Here is a 14,212-nt window from a genome sequence, read left to right as displayed (position 1 = left end):
CTGGTTTCCTTCCCTTTGTGGCGGAAGCATGGGCAGGATCGTGAAAGATAATCGCCGAGGTTTTGTTTCCTCACCTTTGCGATTATTTCGTCGCACATCTGCCTGTCTTGGCTCAAAAAGCAAGTCCAAAGCAGGTCGCGCAGAAGTGGTATACGTTTTTGTGACAACTGCGCCTGCTACCTAAGACGATCTGGCGTTTTCGCTGTCGTCAACTGCGGGCGTTGGAGGCAGACGCGACCCATGTGCGCCAGTTCTTCTCGCTTCCAGAGAAGACATTGATATCGGTGGGTGTGCTGATGCCGGGGATGATGCCGGTGCCGGTATATTGCCAGAAGGCCCATTGGCGCTGCGGATAAATTTCCGATGGATGAGCCGCGACCGAGCGAACCCAGAAGTGATAGTTCTTGAACTGGCCGACCAGATTGTCCCGGTGGAAATCCACGCTGGTATAGATGATCGGGCGCATGCCATAATAGTTTTCGATGCGGGTGAGGAAGCGCTGGATTTCGGAGCGGACCACATCGGGCGATGGGCGCGTCTTGCAGGTCGGGGAGGCGGGGTTCCACTCCACATCGAGAACCGGCGGCAGCTTCATCGATTCCTTCGGAACATTACGGATGAACCAGTCGGCCTGCGCATCGGCTGGCGCGCAGAAGTAATAGAAATGGTAAGGTGCGTGCGGCACGCCGGCGGCGGCCGCGCCGCGCCAGTATTCATCGAAACGGGAATCGAGGCGATCGGTGCCTTCGGTGGCCTTGATGAAGGCGAAGGATACGCCGGACTTGCGCACGGTCGCCCATTCGATCTCGCCATTCCACTTGGAAATGTCGATACCGTGGACCTCGTGTCTGTGCGGCGAGTTGCGCCCGAAATCATGCGGATCGTTATCCTTGAACTTCGGCCGGGCGACGGACGCGGTTTCCAGGAAATCGTAACTGGTCGAGGTGCAGCCGCTAAGGATCAGCAAGGTGCCAAGAAGAGCCGGAATGAGCCGCCGCATGATGTTCCCAGTTGAATGAGTTGCCGCCGATTGCGCGCGCCTGCTCTTTGGCCGACGCGGCATATCGTTAATCCGCATTTACCATAACAGGGTAAACAAGCGGTTATGACAAGAGGAAGGAGGAGAATTCATTCCCAGGCGGCGGGATGGCTCTCTCAACTCTTCGGCATGGTCAGCACTGCGCGCCAGGCGTAACCGCGGGCGATCGGTTCAAATTCCAGCGACGCATTATGGCTTCCGGCGAGCGTCTCGAGCACGTAGCGCAGGTTTGCGCGTGGCGTGACGTGGAACTTCGTCAGCCACGCCTGCAGCAGGCTGCGGAACCAGACGGGCAGGTGTTCCTGCTGACCGAAATCGACGATGTGCAGCGACCCGCCGGGTGCCAGCGACAGGAGGGCGCGTTCCACTGCCTTTTCCCATTCGGGAATCATCGAGATCGCATAGGAGATCATGATGCGATCGAACCCCTCGCTGCGTCCAAACTCGCTGAGCCTGAAGGTGGTAGCATCGGAAACGCGCAGCGTCGGACGTGCCTTCTTGCCGGTGAAGTTCTCCGCTGCCGTGGTCAGCATCTCGGCGGAGATATCGAGACCGTAGAGCTTGGCGAGCGGAAAATGACGGGCTGCGAGCAGAAGATTGCGGCCCGTGCCGCAACCGACTTCCAGAAGGCTGCCACCATGGGGTACATCCAGACGTTCGATCGTGCGGTCACGCCCGAGCAGATAGTATTTGCGGGTGATGTCATAGATGTGCCGCTGATGACGGTACATTCTGTCCATCAGGGTGGCATGCTGGGCGTTTGCAAGGCCCACACTGTCTCCGATGCTCTTCATGCAGATGCCCTCTGGTAGATGTGGAAGCCGCCATAGATGGCGGAGCGATCCTTGGCGTTGAGTTGCAGCGAGCGGTTCTCGAGATAGGACCACTGGGCGCGAATATCGGGCGAGATCCGGCCCTCGATTACGCTCTTTTCTGCGGCCGTGCGGAAGATCACGCGGGCATCGGGTGCGGCAGTGCGGCTGATCTGCGCCCACAACTCATTGATCTGCACGTCGCTCATCCAGTCCTGCGCGTCGAGCAGCACATAGCGATCCACCGACGAGGCGGGCTTGGACGCCAAAAGTTCGGTGAAGGTGGCATGATGGACGGTGACGCGATCGGCATTCTTTCGGATGGCGTCGTAATATTCGGGCTTCAAGTAATCCGGTAGCGCGCCTTCGCCGGGCTCGGGATAACGGCGGGCGAAGGCCTGCCATGCAAAGTAGTTGTCTTTCAGGGAGAAGTCGCAGGCGAGCTTTTCCAGACGCCTGCGCAAAACGGGCGCGATGGTGTTGCCGTCCGAGAGGCTGGCGAGCTCGTCATATTGGCGCGGCGGGATGCCGAGGCCGAAGAGCGAACTCTTGCGCTTGGTCAGCCAGCGGATCATCGGCTTGTCGAAGAGAGGCGCCACCTTTTCATCGAAGAACTGGCGCTGCTCTTCCATCGAGCGGGTCTTTGCAATGTCCTGAAGCTTGACGCCGTGCAAGCGTGCGAGGAGGTGTCCAGCGCCGATGAAGCGGCCGAGAAGGCCGGTACGGTAGATGTTGCGATCGAAAACGGAGATGCGACGGCGTCCTGCAATCGTGCGCTTCGACCAGTAGGCGCGTGTCTGCGCATCGAGATTGGGGGCGATGAAGCGGTCGTAGCCTTCGCTGTTGGAGCCGATATTGGCCTTGCCGAATTGGCGCACGACATCGCCATGGCTCGGCAGGTGGCGGAAGGCTGCGAGCTTCAGCCGGTTCAGCGCGATGTGGTGAGGGTTGAGATCGACCACATCGATGCTTTTCGGGCTTTGCGACAGGTAGGCCAGCGCATTGCAGCCCCCTGAGCCGATAGTAACGATGCTGTGGCCTTCGCGAAGCTCCATGGCCTGCATGTCGACATCGGGGTCTTCCCAGATCTGTGGATAGACGAGGCCGGAAAACAGCATGCCGAACAGACGCTCCGACAGGCCGCTCGTCGAAAGCGCCTTGTGCTGGAGGAGCGCAGCTTTGAGCTTGGTGTTCTTGCTGAAGCCGGTTTTGGGGGCAGCACTCGTCATATGATTCCACCTATCGTTCGGGTGACAGGCGTGTAGCGTCAGGACGCAACAGTTTAATGACGGGAGGAGCGGGAGGCAGTCGCTCCGGTAGCACGCGTTGATACAAACGTTGCCCGGAGCAGTGCCGCAGACGCCAAAAGGCGTTCGACTGCCCTTTGTTCAAGGACAGGTCAGATCATAGAGAGTTAAGGGACTAGAACGCTCTGTTACTGACGCAGGACGTGGAGCATGCCCTTGCGCTTGGCATCGTAGTAGTAGCCGCGTGCATAAAGGCGAACCGCGCCATCGCGATCGTTTTCGGATACCTTCCAGGCGCCGCTCAGATATTTGACGGCGTAGCGCAGATTGGTTTCGGCGTCGAACAGGCCGGAGGCAGGGCCATTGAAGCCCATGGAACGGGCCGTGGCATGCTTGATCTGCATCAGACCAAAGTGGCCGCGATTATAGGCGCCGGGATTATAGCGGCTTTCGCGCATGACGACGCGGTGCACCAGATCTTCCGGGACGCTGTACATGGTCGCGTATTTGGAGATCAGGCCGCTGAGCTTCTCGCGCCCGACGGGCTGCGGCCCGGTGCTGAGACCTTCGCGGGTGCTGATCGCAGCCAATGCCGCATTTTGCGGAGCGGAGGCATAGGCGAGGACGGTGCTGTCAGGCTTGGGCAGCGGCACGATCGTCTGCACGCGCACCATGTCTTCCGTCAACTGCACTGGCGCTGCCGATGGCGTGCCGGGTGGTGGCGGGGCAGGAGGGAAGGAGCCCTTGACAGCCACGACCTGCGGCAGGGAAGCGGTGGCGGAGGTGTTTGCCGCGGCCTGTAGACCGGCTGCGTGATTGGTCGTCATCGCGGTTGCGGCGACAGGTGTGGCGCCAAGCGTTGCTGCCGTTGTGGCCGATGCCATTTGCGGAGCGCCTGTCGGGGATTGCATCTGTGCGGAAATCGCGGCGGCGGCTGCAATTTCTGCTGCCGGAGGAAGGGCGACACGACCGCCCTTGACGGCTGGTGTGGAGGGCATAGGGCTTGTCGCGGAATTGGATGCGACCTGAACCGGGGAGGCGACTGTCGTCGCATTCGTCTCTGCCGCTGCTACGGGGCCGGACTGCTGGCCCTCGTTTGTCGTCTGCGTGCCGGGGGCCACTGGGCCTGCCGCTGCCGCCTGTGCCGCAACCGGTGCGGCCGCAATCTTGGGGGAATGAACGTCGGAATTTGCTGAATATTCGACGCTGGTGCATCCTGCCAAAGCCAGCGTCAAGCCCATGGTGGACGACAAAAGTGACGCCGATTTACGGCGCAAATTGCCAGAAAATATCATGCTGCCGCCTCTAATTTGCCTGCCCGTTGATGCCCCCGTATCAAACGAAGCACGCAGTCTCATGAGCGGATCATTAACTGATTGTAAGGATTCCGGCAAGACGGGAGGCGGCAGATGTATTTCAGGCGGCGATGCGGCGGTAGCCGGCGGAGACTGCGCGGCCGGTAATGAAGCGTGTTCCGCGGGTGTTTCTGACCTTTTTCGTCGCCGATGCGCGGCGCACCATAGCGATGGTCGAGCGTGCAAACGTGGCCTGAAGCGTCAGGCATATTAGAGACATGACGAGGGTCGCAGCCTGCATCTGCGTCAACATGTCCACCACGTCACGCGAGCGGTTGATGAACTGCGACAGGAAAGCGATGAAGAAGGCGAAGTAGCGGAGGCGCAGTGCCGCCAGGACGAAGCAATCGATGAAAATGGCACCGAGTGTTCTGGCGCGCAGATTGTCGTTTTCCGCCTGGGATTCGCGGGCGGCGGGCGTTGCGATCGTCCAGAGACCGAAGAGCATCAGCCAGCCGATGCCGGCCCATTGAATAACGTCGAGAAAAGACGAAGGCACAAAGGGCGCGCCAGCCATCACGATAGCCGCCGCCGTAAATGTCGTCATGGCACCAAGCGTCGCGCCGCTCACCGAAGCGATCATGGTGCGCTTGCCGCGGACCGCTGCATAGTTTGCAACCTTGAAAGCAATGGGCGATGGCAGCGCAAAAAGAATGGCACAGGCTGCGCAGAACACCAGCCAGACTTGTGCGGACATGACGACCTCCTTGCCCTTCACATCTTTTTACCAAGCGATGAGGCGATAATAAAGCCTTCGTCACATGGAGTTTGGAACAATGCGGGCTTTCCCGCGCTGCGTTGTGCGAAAGCCACGCCTTCTTCCAGGTACGTTCAAAAGGAGAATAAAGCATTGGCCCGGGAACCAAACGGTTTTCCGGGCCAATGGATGCATCAGTTCGATCTTGTCTTCCTAATAATTTAGGAGGGCGTTGATCGTTACGCTGCTTTGAAGGGCTGGCCGATATGGTCCATCACCTCGGAGAACCAAGGCGCGGAGATATCGAAATGCTTGCCGCCCTTGATCCGCGGGAACTCGATGGTGCGCAGCTTGCCGCCCTGATCCTCATCATGACCAGTCACGCCGGAGACCTTGTTGAGGGCGCTTTCGACCGCCAGATCCACCATGCTGTGGATCAGGCGTAGATCCTCTCCGTTGGCCGGGGCCGAGCGGGCATAGTAACCGGACTTCTGTACCATGGTGCGCTCGGCGCCGATGAGGCTCGCGAACTGTTTCTGGAACCAGCCGCCGACATTGATCGTATCGATCTTCACATGGCCGAAGGCATCGCGCTTGACCGCTTCGCCGGCGGCCTCACGTTCCGCAACGATCGAATCGAGGCCTGCTCCCTCGGAGACGAAGAGGGTGACGAAGCCATTCTTCTCCATGATTTTCTTCAGGCGGTCCGCTTCCGCCTGGATGTCGAAGGCCATTTCAGGCAGGTAAAGACCGTCGATGCGCTTCAACTCTTCGCTCATCAGCAAGCCCTCGACATAGTCGTTGCTCTTGACCTTCTGGATATAGGCGCGCGCGGTGGCGGCCGTCAGCCAGCCGCAGTGGCGGCCCATGACTTCGTGAATGACGAAGGTCTTGGGTGCTGCACTCTGTTCGTTGCTGACATTGTCAAAGAAGTTTGCGCCGACTTCCGCCGCCGTCCAGGCGCCCAGCGACTGCTTGATCGGGACCACGTCATTGTCGACCGTCTTGGGAAGGCCGACGACGGTGAGGTCGTAACCATTGGCTCCGAGATAGGCGGCAAGGTCGGCAGCGGTGGTATTGGTGTCGTCGCCGCCAATGGTGTGAAGAATGGTGACGCCATCCTTGGCGAGACGATCTGCAGCCACTTGCAAGGGGTTTTCGCCTTCCTTCACCAATCCACGCTTGGCGCAATCGGCGGCATTGGTGAGCTTCACGCGGCTGTTGCCGATTGGGGAGCCGCCATAGCGATGCAGCAGGGGAGCCTTCTCGCGCATCTCTTTGGTGATGGCGACGCTGTCGCCGAGGAGCACGCCCTGATAGCCGGAGCGGTAGGCCACGATGTCGATTTCGGGAGCGATGTCGGTGTAACGTTCGATCAATCCGCCCACGGCAGACGAGAGGCAGGGCGCCAGTCCGCCTGCGGTCAACATTGCGACTTTTTGTTTGGCCATGGGGCTCTCCTTTGTCGGTTCTCAATGCGTGTCGGGGCAAATGGATGCGACAGGCCGTTTTGCATGTAAAGTGAATTTCTCAAGAAAAACGGGTATTTCGCGGTATTCTCGAAGATCGGTGAACTGCGTGGCGAATATAATCGTTTCAATGCCGGGAAGTGTCAGTGACCTCGGAACCGACCTGTGGAAAAGCTGTTACGTCTGCGTCAAACGATCAGCGTAGAGCGAAGCTAAGATGACGAAAACTTAATGATCAGCGACCTTATGCGTCTTGCATTCACACCATGGAGCCGTCATGCTTAGAGACATGATGTTCGATTTCGCCTGTTTGCAAATTTCATCCCTCTGGGAGCGGCTGCTCGGCGCGATCGGCGAAGCGGCAGGAAACGTCCTGGGTCGCGTGATCGAAGCGGTCCGCACCGTCTTCGAAGGCGATCCGGAGACTCGCCGCAAGGTGTCCTTCTCCGTCGCGATCATTGCTCTTTCCGCAAAGATGGCAAAGGCCGACGGTGTCGTGAACGATGCCGAGGTACGCGCCTTTCGCCAGATATTCGATTTTCCCGAAGAGGAAGCCAAGAACGTTGCACGGCTTTATAACCTCGCGCGGCAGGACGTCGCCGGTTACGAAGCCTATGCCGAGCGCCTTGCGGGACTCTGCGGAACCGGGCGCGAAAACTGCGAGATGCTGGAGAGCGTCGTGGACGGCCTGTTCCACATCGCCAAGGCCGATGGTCTTATCCATGAACGTGAGATGGCCTTCCTTGGCCGGATCGCGGAAATCTTCCGGATTACCGAGGATCATTTCGAAACGATCATGGCGCGCCATGTTCACATGGAAGGGCGCGATCCCTACCGCGTGCTCGGCGTTTCTCCGTCCGACGACTTCTCCGATATCCGCAAGCGCTACCGTCTGCTGGTGGCCGAGCATCATCCCGATAAGCTCATTGCCCGTGGCGTTCCGATGGAATTGCATGCGGCTGCGAATGAGCGTATGGCGGCACTCAATGCCGCCTATGCGGCCATCGAGAGAGAACGCCGCGTCGCATGAGTGACTTTCTGCCGGATTATGCCGGTGCCAGCGTCCAGCCCTCGCCAAATCATGGCGAGCGGGTTGGGATGAGCGCACCCGATTCCATCATTCTTCACTACACCGGCATGGAAAGCGCAGAGCGTGCGCTCTCTTGGCTCTGCGATCCGGCAAGCCAGGTTTCCAGCCATTATCTTGTTTTCGAAGATGGACGCGTTATTCAGATGGTGCCGGAAAGCCGCCGCGCCTGGCATGCGGGCAAGAGCTTCTGGGCAGGCGAGATCGATCTGAACTCACGCTCGATCGGCATCGAGATCGCCAATGGTGGCCATCCTGCCGGACTGCCGGCTTTCCCCGAAGTCCAGATCGAAGCGGTCGTTGAATTGTGTCGCGACTGCGGCGCGCGCTGGTCGATTGCGCCGGAAAGAGTGCTGGCGCACTCCGATATTGCGCCTATTCGCAAGGTCGATCCGGGCGAGAAGTTCCCATGGGACATCCTGTCGCAGAAGGGCGTTGGCCATTGGGTCCAGCCCGCTCCGATCGGCGGTGGACGTTTCTTCCATCGCGGCGATAGCGGTCAGCCGGTGGAGGCCCTGCAATCCATGCTGTCGCTCTATGGCTACGGCGTTGAAATTTCGGGCAGTTATTGTGAGAAGACGGAAGGTGCTGTCGCCGCCTTCCAGCGACATTTCCGGCCTGCGCTGGTTGACGGCATCGCCGATTTTTCCACCATCGATACGCTGCACCGGCTCATTTCGGCACTGCCGAAATTCAGAAGCGCGTAGGCACCATTTCCGATGAAACTGGCGTGATCGAAGCCGGTCCACCATCCCTTCTTTAGGTGCTGCCACAGTAAATCCTTATTGGCCGACTTTAAACGCCGCATCGAAATGCGGCTGGATGGGTTTTTCCATAGAAGCCGACAATATCAATGACGAAGACCTCCCAAAGGATTGTCCACATGACTTTCCCGATGTGTGCATTTGCGTGTCCATGACTGGATGTCTTCGTGCCTGGAGACTATTTCTACTGATGAGAAGAGTGATTGTTGCTGTCTCGGCCTGCATCTCGATGCTGGCCGCGCAGACCGGAATTGTCGTCGCCAAGGATGACGTGAAGACCAAGACCGTGACGCTACAGACCTATTTCCGCAAGCCCGGTTACCCCATCCCTGAGCGAACCCTTCCTGCCACGCTGAAGAATGATTACTCCGATCTCATCGTCAAATATGCCAAGCGTTACGGCGTGCCGACGAACCTGGCGCATGCGGTCGTTGCGGTCGAAAGCCGTTTCAATCCCAAGGCCCGTGGAAGTGCGGGCGAAGTCGGGCTCATGCAAATCAAGCCAGCCACCGCACGGATGATGGGCTATCGCGGCACGGTCAAGGCGCTCTACGATCCGGAAACCAACATTCGCTGGGGTATGCAATATCTCGCTACCGCGCATCAACTGGGTGGCGGCGAAGTGTGCAGCACCATTTTGCGCTACAATGCAGGCCATGCCGCAACACGCATGAACCCGGTGTCGAAGGCCTATTGCGGCAAGGTGCAGGCGCTGCTCCAAGGGTGATGGTATTGAGGCTACAGCATCGGCCCGAAAATCGGAATCGATTTTCGGAAAGCCCGATGCGTAGATCAAAGAAGATAGAGCGTCCTTTGTGCGTCCAATAGGACGCACGGCGCTCTATGCGGGCTTCTTTCCACTTCGCGTGTTTGCTAGTGAAGGCTCAGCATGCACAAAGAGGTAGCCATGGTGGACTTCAAATACATCGTGATCGGCGCTGGAATGATGGGAGCCGCGGCGGCGCGCCATCTTTCCTCGCGGACAGATGGCGTCGCGCTGATCGGTCCTGCCGAACCGACAGACCGCAAGAACCATTACGGTGTCTTCTCCAGCCACTATGACGAGGCGCGGATCACGCGCGGGTTTGACGGCCACCCAGTATGGGCAGAGCTCGCGAAGCGCTCGATCGCACGCTATGGCGAGATCGAGCAGAAGAGCGGCATCCGTTTTTATCACGAAGTGGGCTGCCTCTTCACCGGTAATGGTAAGGGGTTGGGCGGTGATTATGTCTTGGGCGCCATGAGTCGAAAGGACACTCTTGGTCTGACGGTCGAGACCTACGAGCCGGATGCGCTTTCCTCTCGCTTCCCGATGTTTTCCCTGCCGGGCGATCATCGTGGCTGGTTCGAGCCGCGTAATGCCGGTTATGTCAACCCGCGCGCCCTGGTGAAGGCGCAAGTGACGATTGCAGAGCAGCAGGGTTCCTCGGTTCTTCGTCAGACGGCAGTGAAGGTCTCCGATAGCAGTTCGGGCGTCGAAGTGGAGACCTTGGAGGGGCATCGATACACGGCGGAAAAGGTGATCGTCGCAGCGGGCGGCTTCACCAACATGGCTGATATTCTGCCTCTCAAAGTGGACATGGCGGCAACGGGTCGCACCATCGCCTTCTTCGAGTTGGACGAAGAAAAGCAGGAAGCCTTTGCCGGCATGCCTTCCGCCATCGTCCTTGCGGAGAGCGAAGACGACATCGTCTATATCCTGCCACCGGTTCGTTATCCCGATGGCAAAGTCTATTTGAAGATCGGCGGGGAGAGCGAGAAGGGGAGGCTGGAGACACTCGATCAGGCAGTCCAATGGTTCCATTCTGATGGGACCAAAAGTGAGGTGGATTTCCTTGTCCGTCGCGCAATCGAGTTGATGCCCGCCCTTGACGGGTGCCCCGTGACGTCCGGCTCCTGCGTCGCCTCCATCACCCGCACCGGCTATCCCTATATCGGTTACACGTCGTCTTCCAACATTGCGGTGCTGACCGGCGGTAATTTCGTTTCGGCGAAATCGTCCGATGAGATTGGCCGCATCGGGGCGGTGCTTTTGCTTGAGGGGCAGTTGAGTGAGGACGATTTTGCTGCGCAGATGGCGCCGGTGTTTGTTTGATGATCGCCTTCATCAAAACCTGAAATCCCTCTGGCCGTGATTCAGGAAGGCGCTACAAGTCTCTGAAGCAGAATCTGAAATTGTATGAGAGCGGTTATGGCAGCGCAGTTCAAATATATCGTCGTCGGTGCGGGCATGATGGGGGCCGCAGCGGCTCGGCATCTGTCTCTACAGTCGGACGGCGTTGCGCTGATCGGGCCGCTTGAGCCTTCGGATATCCGACATCATCAAGGCGTGTTTGCCAGCCACTACGATGCAGCGCGGATCACGCGGACCATTGACGATGATGCGGACTGGGCGCTCCTCGCCAATCGCTCGATTGCGCGCTACCAGGAGATCGAGCGTGAGAGTGGGATCAATTTCTACCATGAAGTCGGCTGCCTGATTGTCGGCAAGGCGCGGGGGACAGGTGTTCCCTATATCGAGAATGTCTGTGCTGCGGCCGAAACGCTTGGGGTGGAAACCGACGTTCTTGGCGATGCCGAGTTGATCCAGCGCTTCCCCTATTTTTCCTTCGAAAGCGGTTGCGAAGGCGTCTTCGAGCGGCGCAATGCCGGTCACATCAATCCACGCGAACTGGTTCGAGCGCAAATACTTTCAGCACAAAAGCGCGGTGTGACGCGCTATGAGGACGTTGTCGTTTCGGTGCGGGATGAGGCGGGCGTGGCGCTCGTCACCACTGCTTCCGGCAAAAGCTACACGGCGGAAAAGGTGCTCGTGGCTGCGGGTGGATTTTCAACGATGGAAGGGCTGTTGCCGCGACCACTTTCGATGGAGGTCTATGGCCGCACGGTTGCCTTCTTTGAGGTCGACGACGCCGATCTTCCAAACTTTTCCGAGATGCCGTCGCTGATCTATGAGCCGAGTGACCCGGCCAAGCATATCTATCTTCTGCCACCGGTCATCTATCCCGATAGCAAGGCCTATCTGAAGATTGGCGGTGAACCGGAAGATATTCTGCTTGGCACGGATGCGGAGATCCGTGCCTGGTTCCGGGCGGGCGGAAAACCTCAGGTGCGGGACAATCTCGCGGCCATCGTCGAGACGCTTGTTCCCAGCATCGATGTGGCAAGACTGTCGATGGCGGCCTGTGTCACATCCTACACGCCGAGCGGCTACCCGGCGATCGGCTATTGTGGGTCGGAGCGGATTGCGGTTCTGACCGGCGGCTGTGGTGCCGCGGCAAAGAGTTCGGACGAGATCGGGCGGTTGGGGGCAGCACTTCTGACGCAAGGCCATCTCAAGGACGAAGGTTACGAGACCGATTTCGCACCGGTCTTTGGCCGATAGGCTCAGCCACCTCCTTCAAATACTGTCCAGCCTCTGCCGATTTTCCGTTGGCTTTTCATCTTGAACCCGTCTAAGGAGCGCGTGCCAGTTGGCCGGGCAGCCGCGCTTTACCAATGTCGAAAGACGGTAGGGTGAGGAAAGTCCGGGCTCCACGGAAACACGGTGCCGGATAACGTCCGGCGGGGGCGACCCTAGGGAAAGTGCCGCAGAGAGTAGACCGCCACCTTTCAGGTGGTAAGGGTGAAAGGGTGGGGTAAGAGCCCACCGCGCCGCTGGTAACAGGGGTGGCATGGTAAACCCCACCGGGAGCAAGACCGAATAGGGATGACGTGGGGTGCCGCGAAAGCGGTGCCTACAGCCTGTTTCCGGGCGAGTCATCCGGGTGGGTTGCGCGAGGCGGCATGCAAATGCCGTCCCAGATGAATGGCTGCCACGTTCCGGGTCAAACCGGGGCCATACAGAACCCGGCTTACAGGCCAACTGGCGATTTCTCTCTTTCTCTTCCCATATGAAGCCGATTCCGATCTTCGGAATAGGGCATTGTTATCGTTCAAGAAATTTTCTTTCAAGCTTCCGTAACGGCAGGCAGGAAGGGTGCTCGAAAGCGCGGCCGGTAAACCATTCGTTAAACTTAACGGGATATGAATATTCGAATCCGAAGTCGGTTCGCGCCGCCTTCTCCCATTGACGCCCATAGTGTCCCATGATATCCCAAATGCACACCACAAGGGGTCGTGTTTTTGACCCGCAATCGCTGAAACGGATGAAAGGCCTTTCCAAGGCTGCAGAACGTTTGGTTCTGCCGGTCAGCGATTTGTCGTGCGTATCGGTGTCGCCTGAGCATGCGGCTTCAGGCGTTTCTGGCGAGTTGTCATATGGGGCGCTTTTTATCGAATGTGACGAACAGGATCGACGCCAAGGGGCGTGTCTCGGTTCCGTCGGCGTTTCGTTCGGTGTTGGCGCAACGCGATATCCAGGAGCTTTATTGCCTGCAGGATTTCGCCTTTCCGGCCATCAGCATTGGCGGGCCGGACCTGTTGGATCGCTACGAGCGGCAGATCGCGTCGATGGATGCGTTTTCGCCGGAAGCAAATGCAATGTCGCTGCTGGTTCACGGTGGCGGCGTGTTCATGAAGCTCGACGGGGAAGGGCGGTTGATGGTCACGGATTTCATCCGGGACTTCACCGGTATCACCACCGAAGTGACCTTTGTCGGTCGGGCGGATCATTTTCAGTTATGGCAGCCGGACGCGTTTCACGAGGCGCAGACGGCAGCAAGAGCGGGGCGCAGTTTTTCTGCTGTTCGTCCCGTATAAGGCGGGGACACGGAATGGCGGCGAATTCTGGCGGACGATCTTCTGATGCCGGTGGCGGACCTGTTCGCCACATTCCGGTTCTCCTTCGTGAAGTTTTGGGCGCGCTCGATCCCGCGGAAGGCAAGATCATTCTCGACGGCACGTTTGGTGCTGGCGGCTACACCCAGGCGATCCTCGACCGCGGCGCTCAAGTCATCGCTCTTGATCGTGATCCAACTGCCATCGCTGGCGGCCAGCCGATGGTTGCGGCCAATGGCGGGCGGCTCTCTCTTATTCACTCGCAGTTTTCCGACCTGGCAGCGCATGCGCCCGCCCAAGGCCTCGATGGCGTGGTGCTGGATATCGGTGTCTCGTCCATGCAGATCGATGAGGCCGAGCGCGGCTTCTCCTTCCAGAAGAACGGCCCGCTCGACATGCGCATGTCCGCGTCCGGCGTTTCCGCCGCCGATGTCGTCAACCGCTGCAAAGTCGGCGATCTGATCCGCATCTTCGGTTTTCTCGGTGAGGAAAAGCAGGCAGGACGTATTGCCCGTGCCATCGAGAAGAAGCGCGCTGAAGAGCCATTTCGCACGACGCGCGACCTTGCCGGGTTGATCGAGATCGTCACGCCGCGCAAGGCAAAGGACAAGATCCATCCGGCAACCCGCGTTTTCCAGGCGTTGCGTGTTTTCGTCAATGACGAGTTGGGCGAGCTGGCAAAGGCCCTCTTTGCAGCCGAACAGGTGCTGAAGCCGGGCGGCCGTCTCGTCGTCGTCACCTTCCACTCATTGGAAGACCGCATCGTGAAGAAATATTTTGCCGATCGTTCCGGCCGCGCGGCGGGTTCACGCCATATGCCGATGGTGGAAGACAAGCCCGCAATCTTTGATCCGCTCGGCAAGCCGATGGTTGCGGCGAGCGAGGAAGAGGCGGAGCTCAACCCGCGTGCCCGTTCCGCCAAGCTGCGCGCTGGGGTGCGAACAACCGCTCCGGCCCGTCCGGCGGACATCTCCATTTTCGACCTTCCCGATCTCGCCAGCCTTGAAAAGATGGGAGGCTGAC

At 59.0% G+C, this 14,212-nt stretch carries 13 protein-coding genes and 1 other RNA gene; 8 read left to right on the top strand and 6 right to left on the bottom strand.

Going from position 1 to position 14,212, the window contains the following annotated elements; genetic code table 11:
* Nucleotides 1-208 precede the first annotated feature (208 nt).
* The 6 genes from QE435_RS22965 to QE435_RS22940 all read right to left on the bottom strand — a co-directional run bounded on the left by QE435_RS22965 (nucleotide 209) and on the right by QE435_RS22940 (nucleotide 6,601).
* Nucleotides 209-1,000, bottom strand: coding sequence for a GH25 family lysozyme (locus QE435_RS22965; protein WP_349042760.1), 792 nt, complete (start codon nucleotides 998-1,000; stop codon nucleotides 209-211).
* A 155-nt stretch (nucleotides 1,001-1,155) separates the two neighbouring features.
* Nucleotides 1,156-1,833: a class I SAM-dependent methyltransferase gene (locus QE435_RS22960; RefSeq protein WP_349042759.1), complete on the bottom strand. Its 678-nt coding sequence runs from the start codon at nucleotides 1,831-1,833 to the stop codon at nucleotides 1,156-1,158.
* Complete coding sequence (locus QE435_RS22955; RefSeq protein WP_349042758.1) at nucleotides 1,830-3,080, bottom strand: DUF3419 family protein; 1,251 nt, start codon at nucleotides 3,078-3,080, stop codon at nucleotides 1,830-1,832. The genes QE435_RS22960 and QE435_RS22955 overlap by 4 nt, the downstream gene beginning before the upstream one ends.
* A 206-nt stretch (nucleotides 3,081-3,286) precedes the next feature.
* Complete coding sequence (locus QE435_RS22950) at nucleotides 3,287-4,393, bottom strand: lytic transglycosylase domain-containing protein (RefSeq protein ID WP_349042757.1); 1,107 nt, start codon at nucleotides 4,391-4,393, stop codon at nucleotides 3,287-3,289.
* A gap of 121 nt (nucleotides 4,394-4,514) precedes the next feature.
* A complete protein-coding gene (locus QE435_RS22945) occupies nucleotides 4,515-5,150 on the bottom strand; it encodes a LysE family transporter (RefSeq protein ID WP_349042756.1) in 636 nt (211 codons plus the stop codon).
* A gap of 239 nt (nucleotides 5,151-5,389) precedes the next feature.
* The gene (locus QE435_RS22940) at nucleotides 5,390-6,601 is read right to left on the bottom strand and encodes a pyrophosphate--fructose-6-phosphate 1-phosphotransferase (protein ID WP_349042755.1); all 1,212 of its coding nucleotides are present in this window, start codon (nucleotides 6,599-6,601) and stop codon (nucleotides 5,390-5,392) included.
* Nucleotides 6,602-6,908: 307 nt separating this feature from the next.
* Here QE435_RS22940 and QE435_RS22935 point away from each other — a divergent pair, with 307 nt between their 5' ends.
* The 8 genes from QE435_RS22935 to rsmH all read left to right on the top strand — a co-directional run bounded on the left by QE435_RS22935 (nucleotide 6,909) and on the right by rsmH (nucleotide 14,211).
* Nucleotides 6,909-7,649, top strand: coding sequence for a DnaJ family molecular chaperone (locus QE435_RS22935; RefSeq protein ID WP_306934852.1), 741 nt, complete (start codon nucleotides 6,909-6,911; stop codon nucleotides 7,647-7,649).
* Entirely contained in the window at nucleotides 7,646-8,413 is a 768-nt protein-coding gene (locus QE435_RS22930; protein WP_349042754.1) for an N-acetylmuramoyl-L-alanine amidase, read from the top strand. The genes QE435_RS22935 and QE435_RS22930 overlap by 4 nt, the downstream gene beginning before the upstream one ends.
* 247 nt (nucleotides 8,414-8,660) lie before the next feature.
* Nucleotides 8,661-9,197, top strand: a complete 537-nt coding sequence (locus QE435_RS22925) for a transglycosylase SLT domain-containing protein (RefSeq protein ID WP_349042753.1) — start codon at nucleotides 8,661-8,663, stop codon at nucleotides 9,195-9,197.
* Between the two features lie 180 nt (nucleotides 9,198-9,377).
* Nucleotides 9,378-10,565 (top strand): FAD-dependent oxidoreductase, encoded by a 1,188-nt coding sequence (locus QE435_RS22920; protein ID WP_349042942.1) that lies wholly within the window; start codon nucleotides 9,378-9,380, stop codon nucleotides 10,563-10,565.
* A 96-nt stretch (nucleotides 10,566-10,661) separates the two neighbouring features.
* A complete protein-coding gene (locus tag QE435_RS22915; RefSeq protein WP_349042752.1) occupies nucleotides 10,662-11,855 on the top strand; it encodes an FAD-dependent oxidoreductase in 1,194 nt (397 codons plus the stop codon).
* An 84-nt stretch (nucleotides 11,856-11,939) separates the two neighbouring features.
* Nucleotides 11,940-12,343, top strand: an RNA gene (gene rnpB / locus QE435_RS22910) — RNase P RNA component class A.
* A gap of 387 nt (nucleotides 12,344-12,730) precedes the next feature.
* Nucleotides 12,731-13,171 (top strand): division/cell wall cluster transcriptional repressor MraZ, encoded by a 441-nt coding sequence (gene mraZ / locus QE435_RS22905; protein ID WP_306933478.1) that lies wholly within the window; start codon nucleotides 12,731-12,733, stop codon nucleotides 13,169-13,171.
* A 14-nt stretch (nucleotides 13,172-13,185) separates the two neighbouring features.
* Nucleotides 13,186-14,211 carry a 16S rRNA (cytosine(1402)-N(4))-methyltransferase RsmH gene (rsmH, locus tag QE435_RS22900; RefSeq protein ID WP_349042751.1) on the top strand — a complete coding sequence of 342 codons (1,026 nt, stop codon included), beginning with the start codon at nucleotides 13,186-13,188 and terminating at the stop codon, nucleotides 14,209-14,211.
* The last annotated feature ends 1 nt before the right edge of the window (nucleotide 14,212 follow it).

This window comes from Agrobacterium sp. SORGH_AS 787 (assembly GCF_030819035.1).
Taxonomy (GTDB): Bacteria; Pseudomonadota; Alphaproteobacteria; order Rhizobiales; family Rhizobiaceae; genus Agrobacterium; species Agrobacterium larrymoorei_B.
This window is presented reverse-complemented; position numbering and strand designations above follow the sequence as displayed.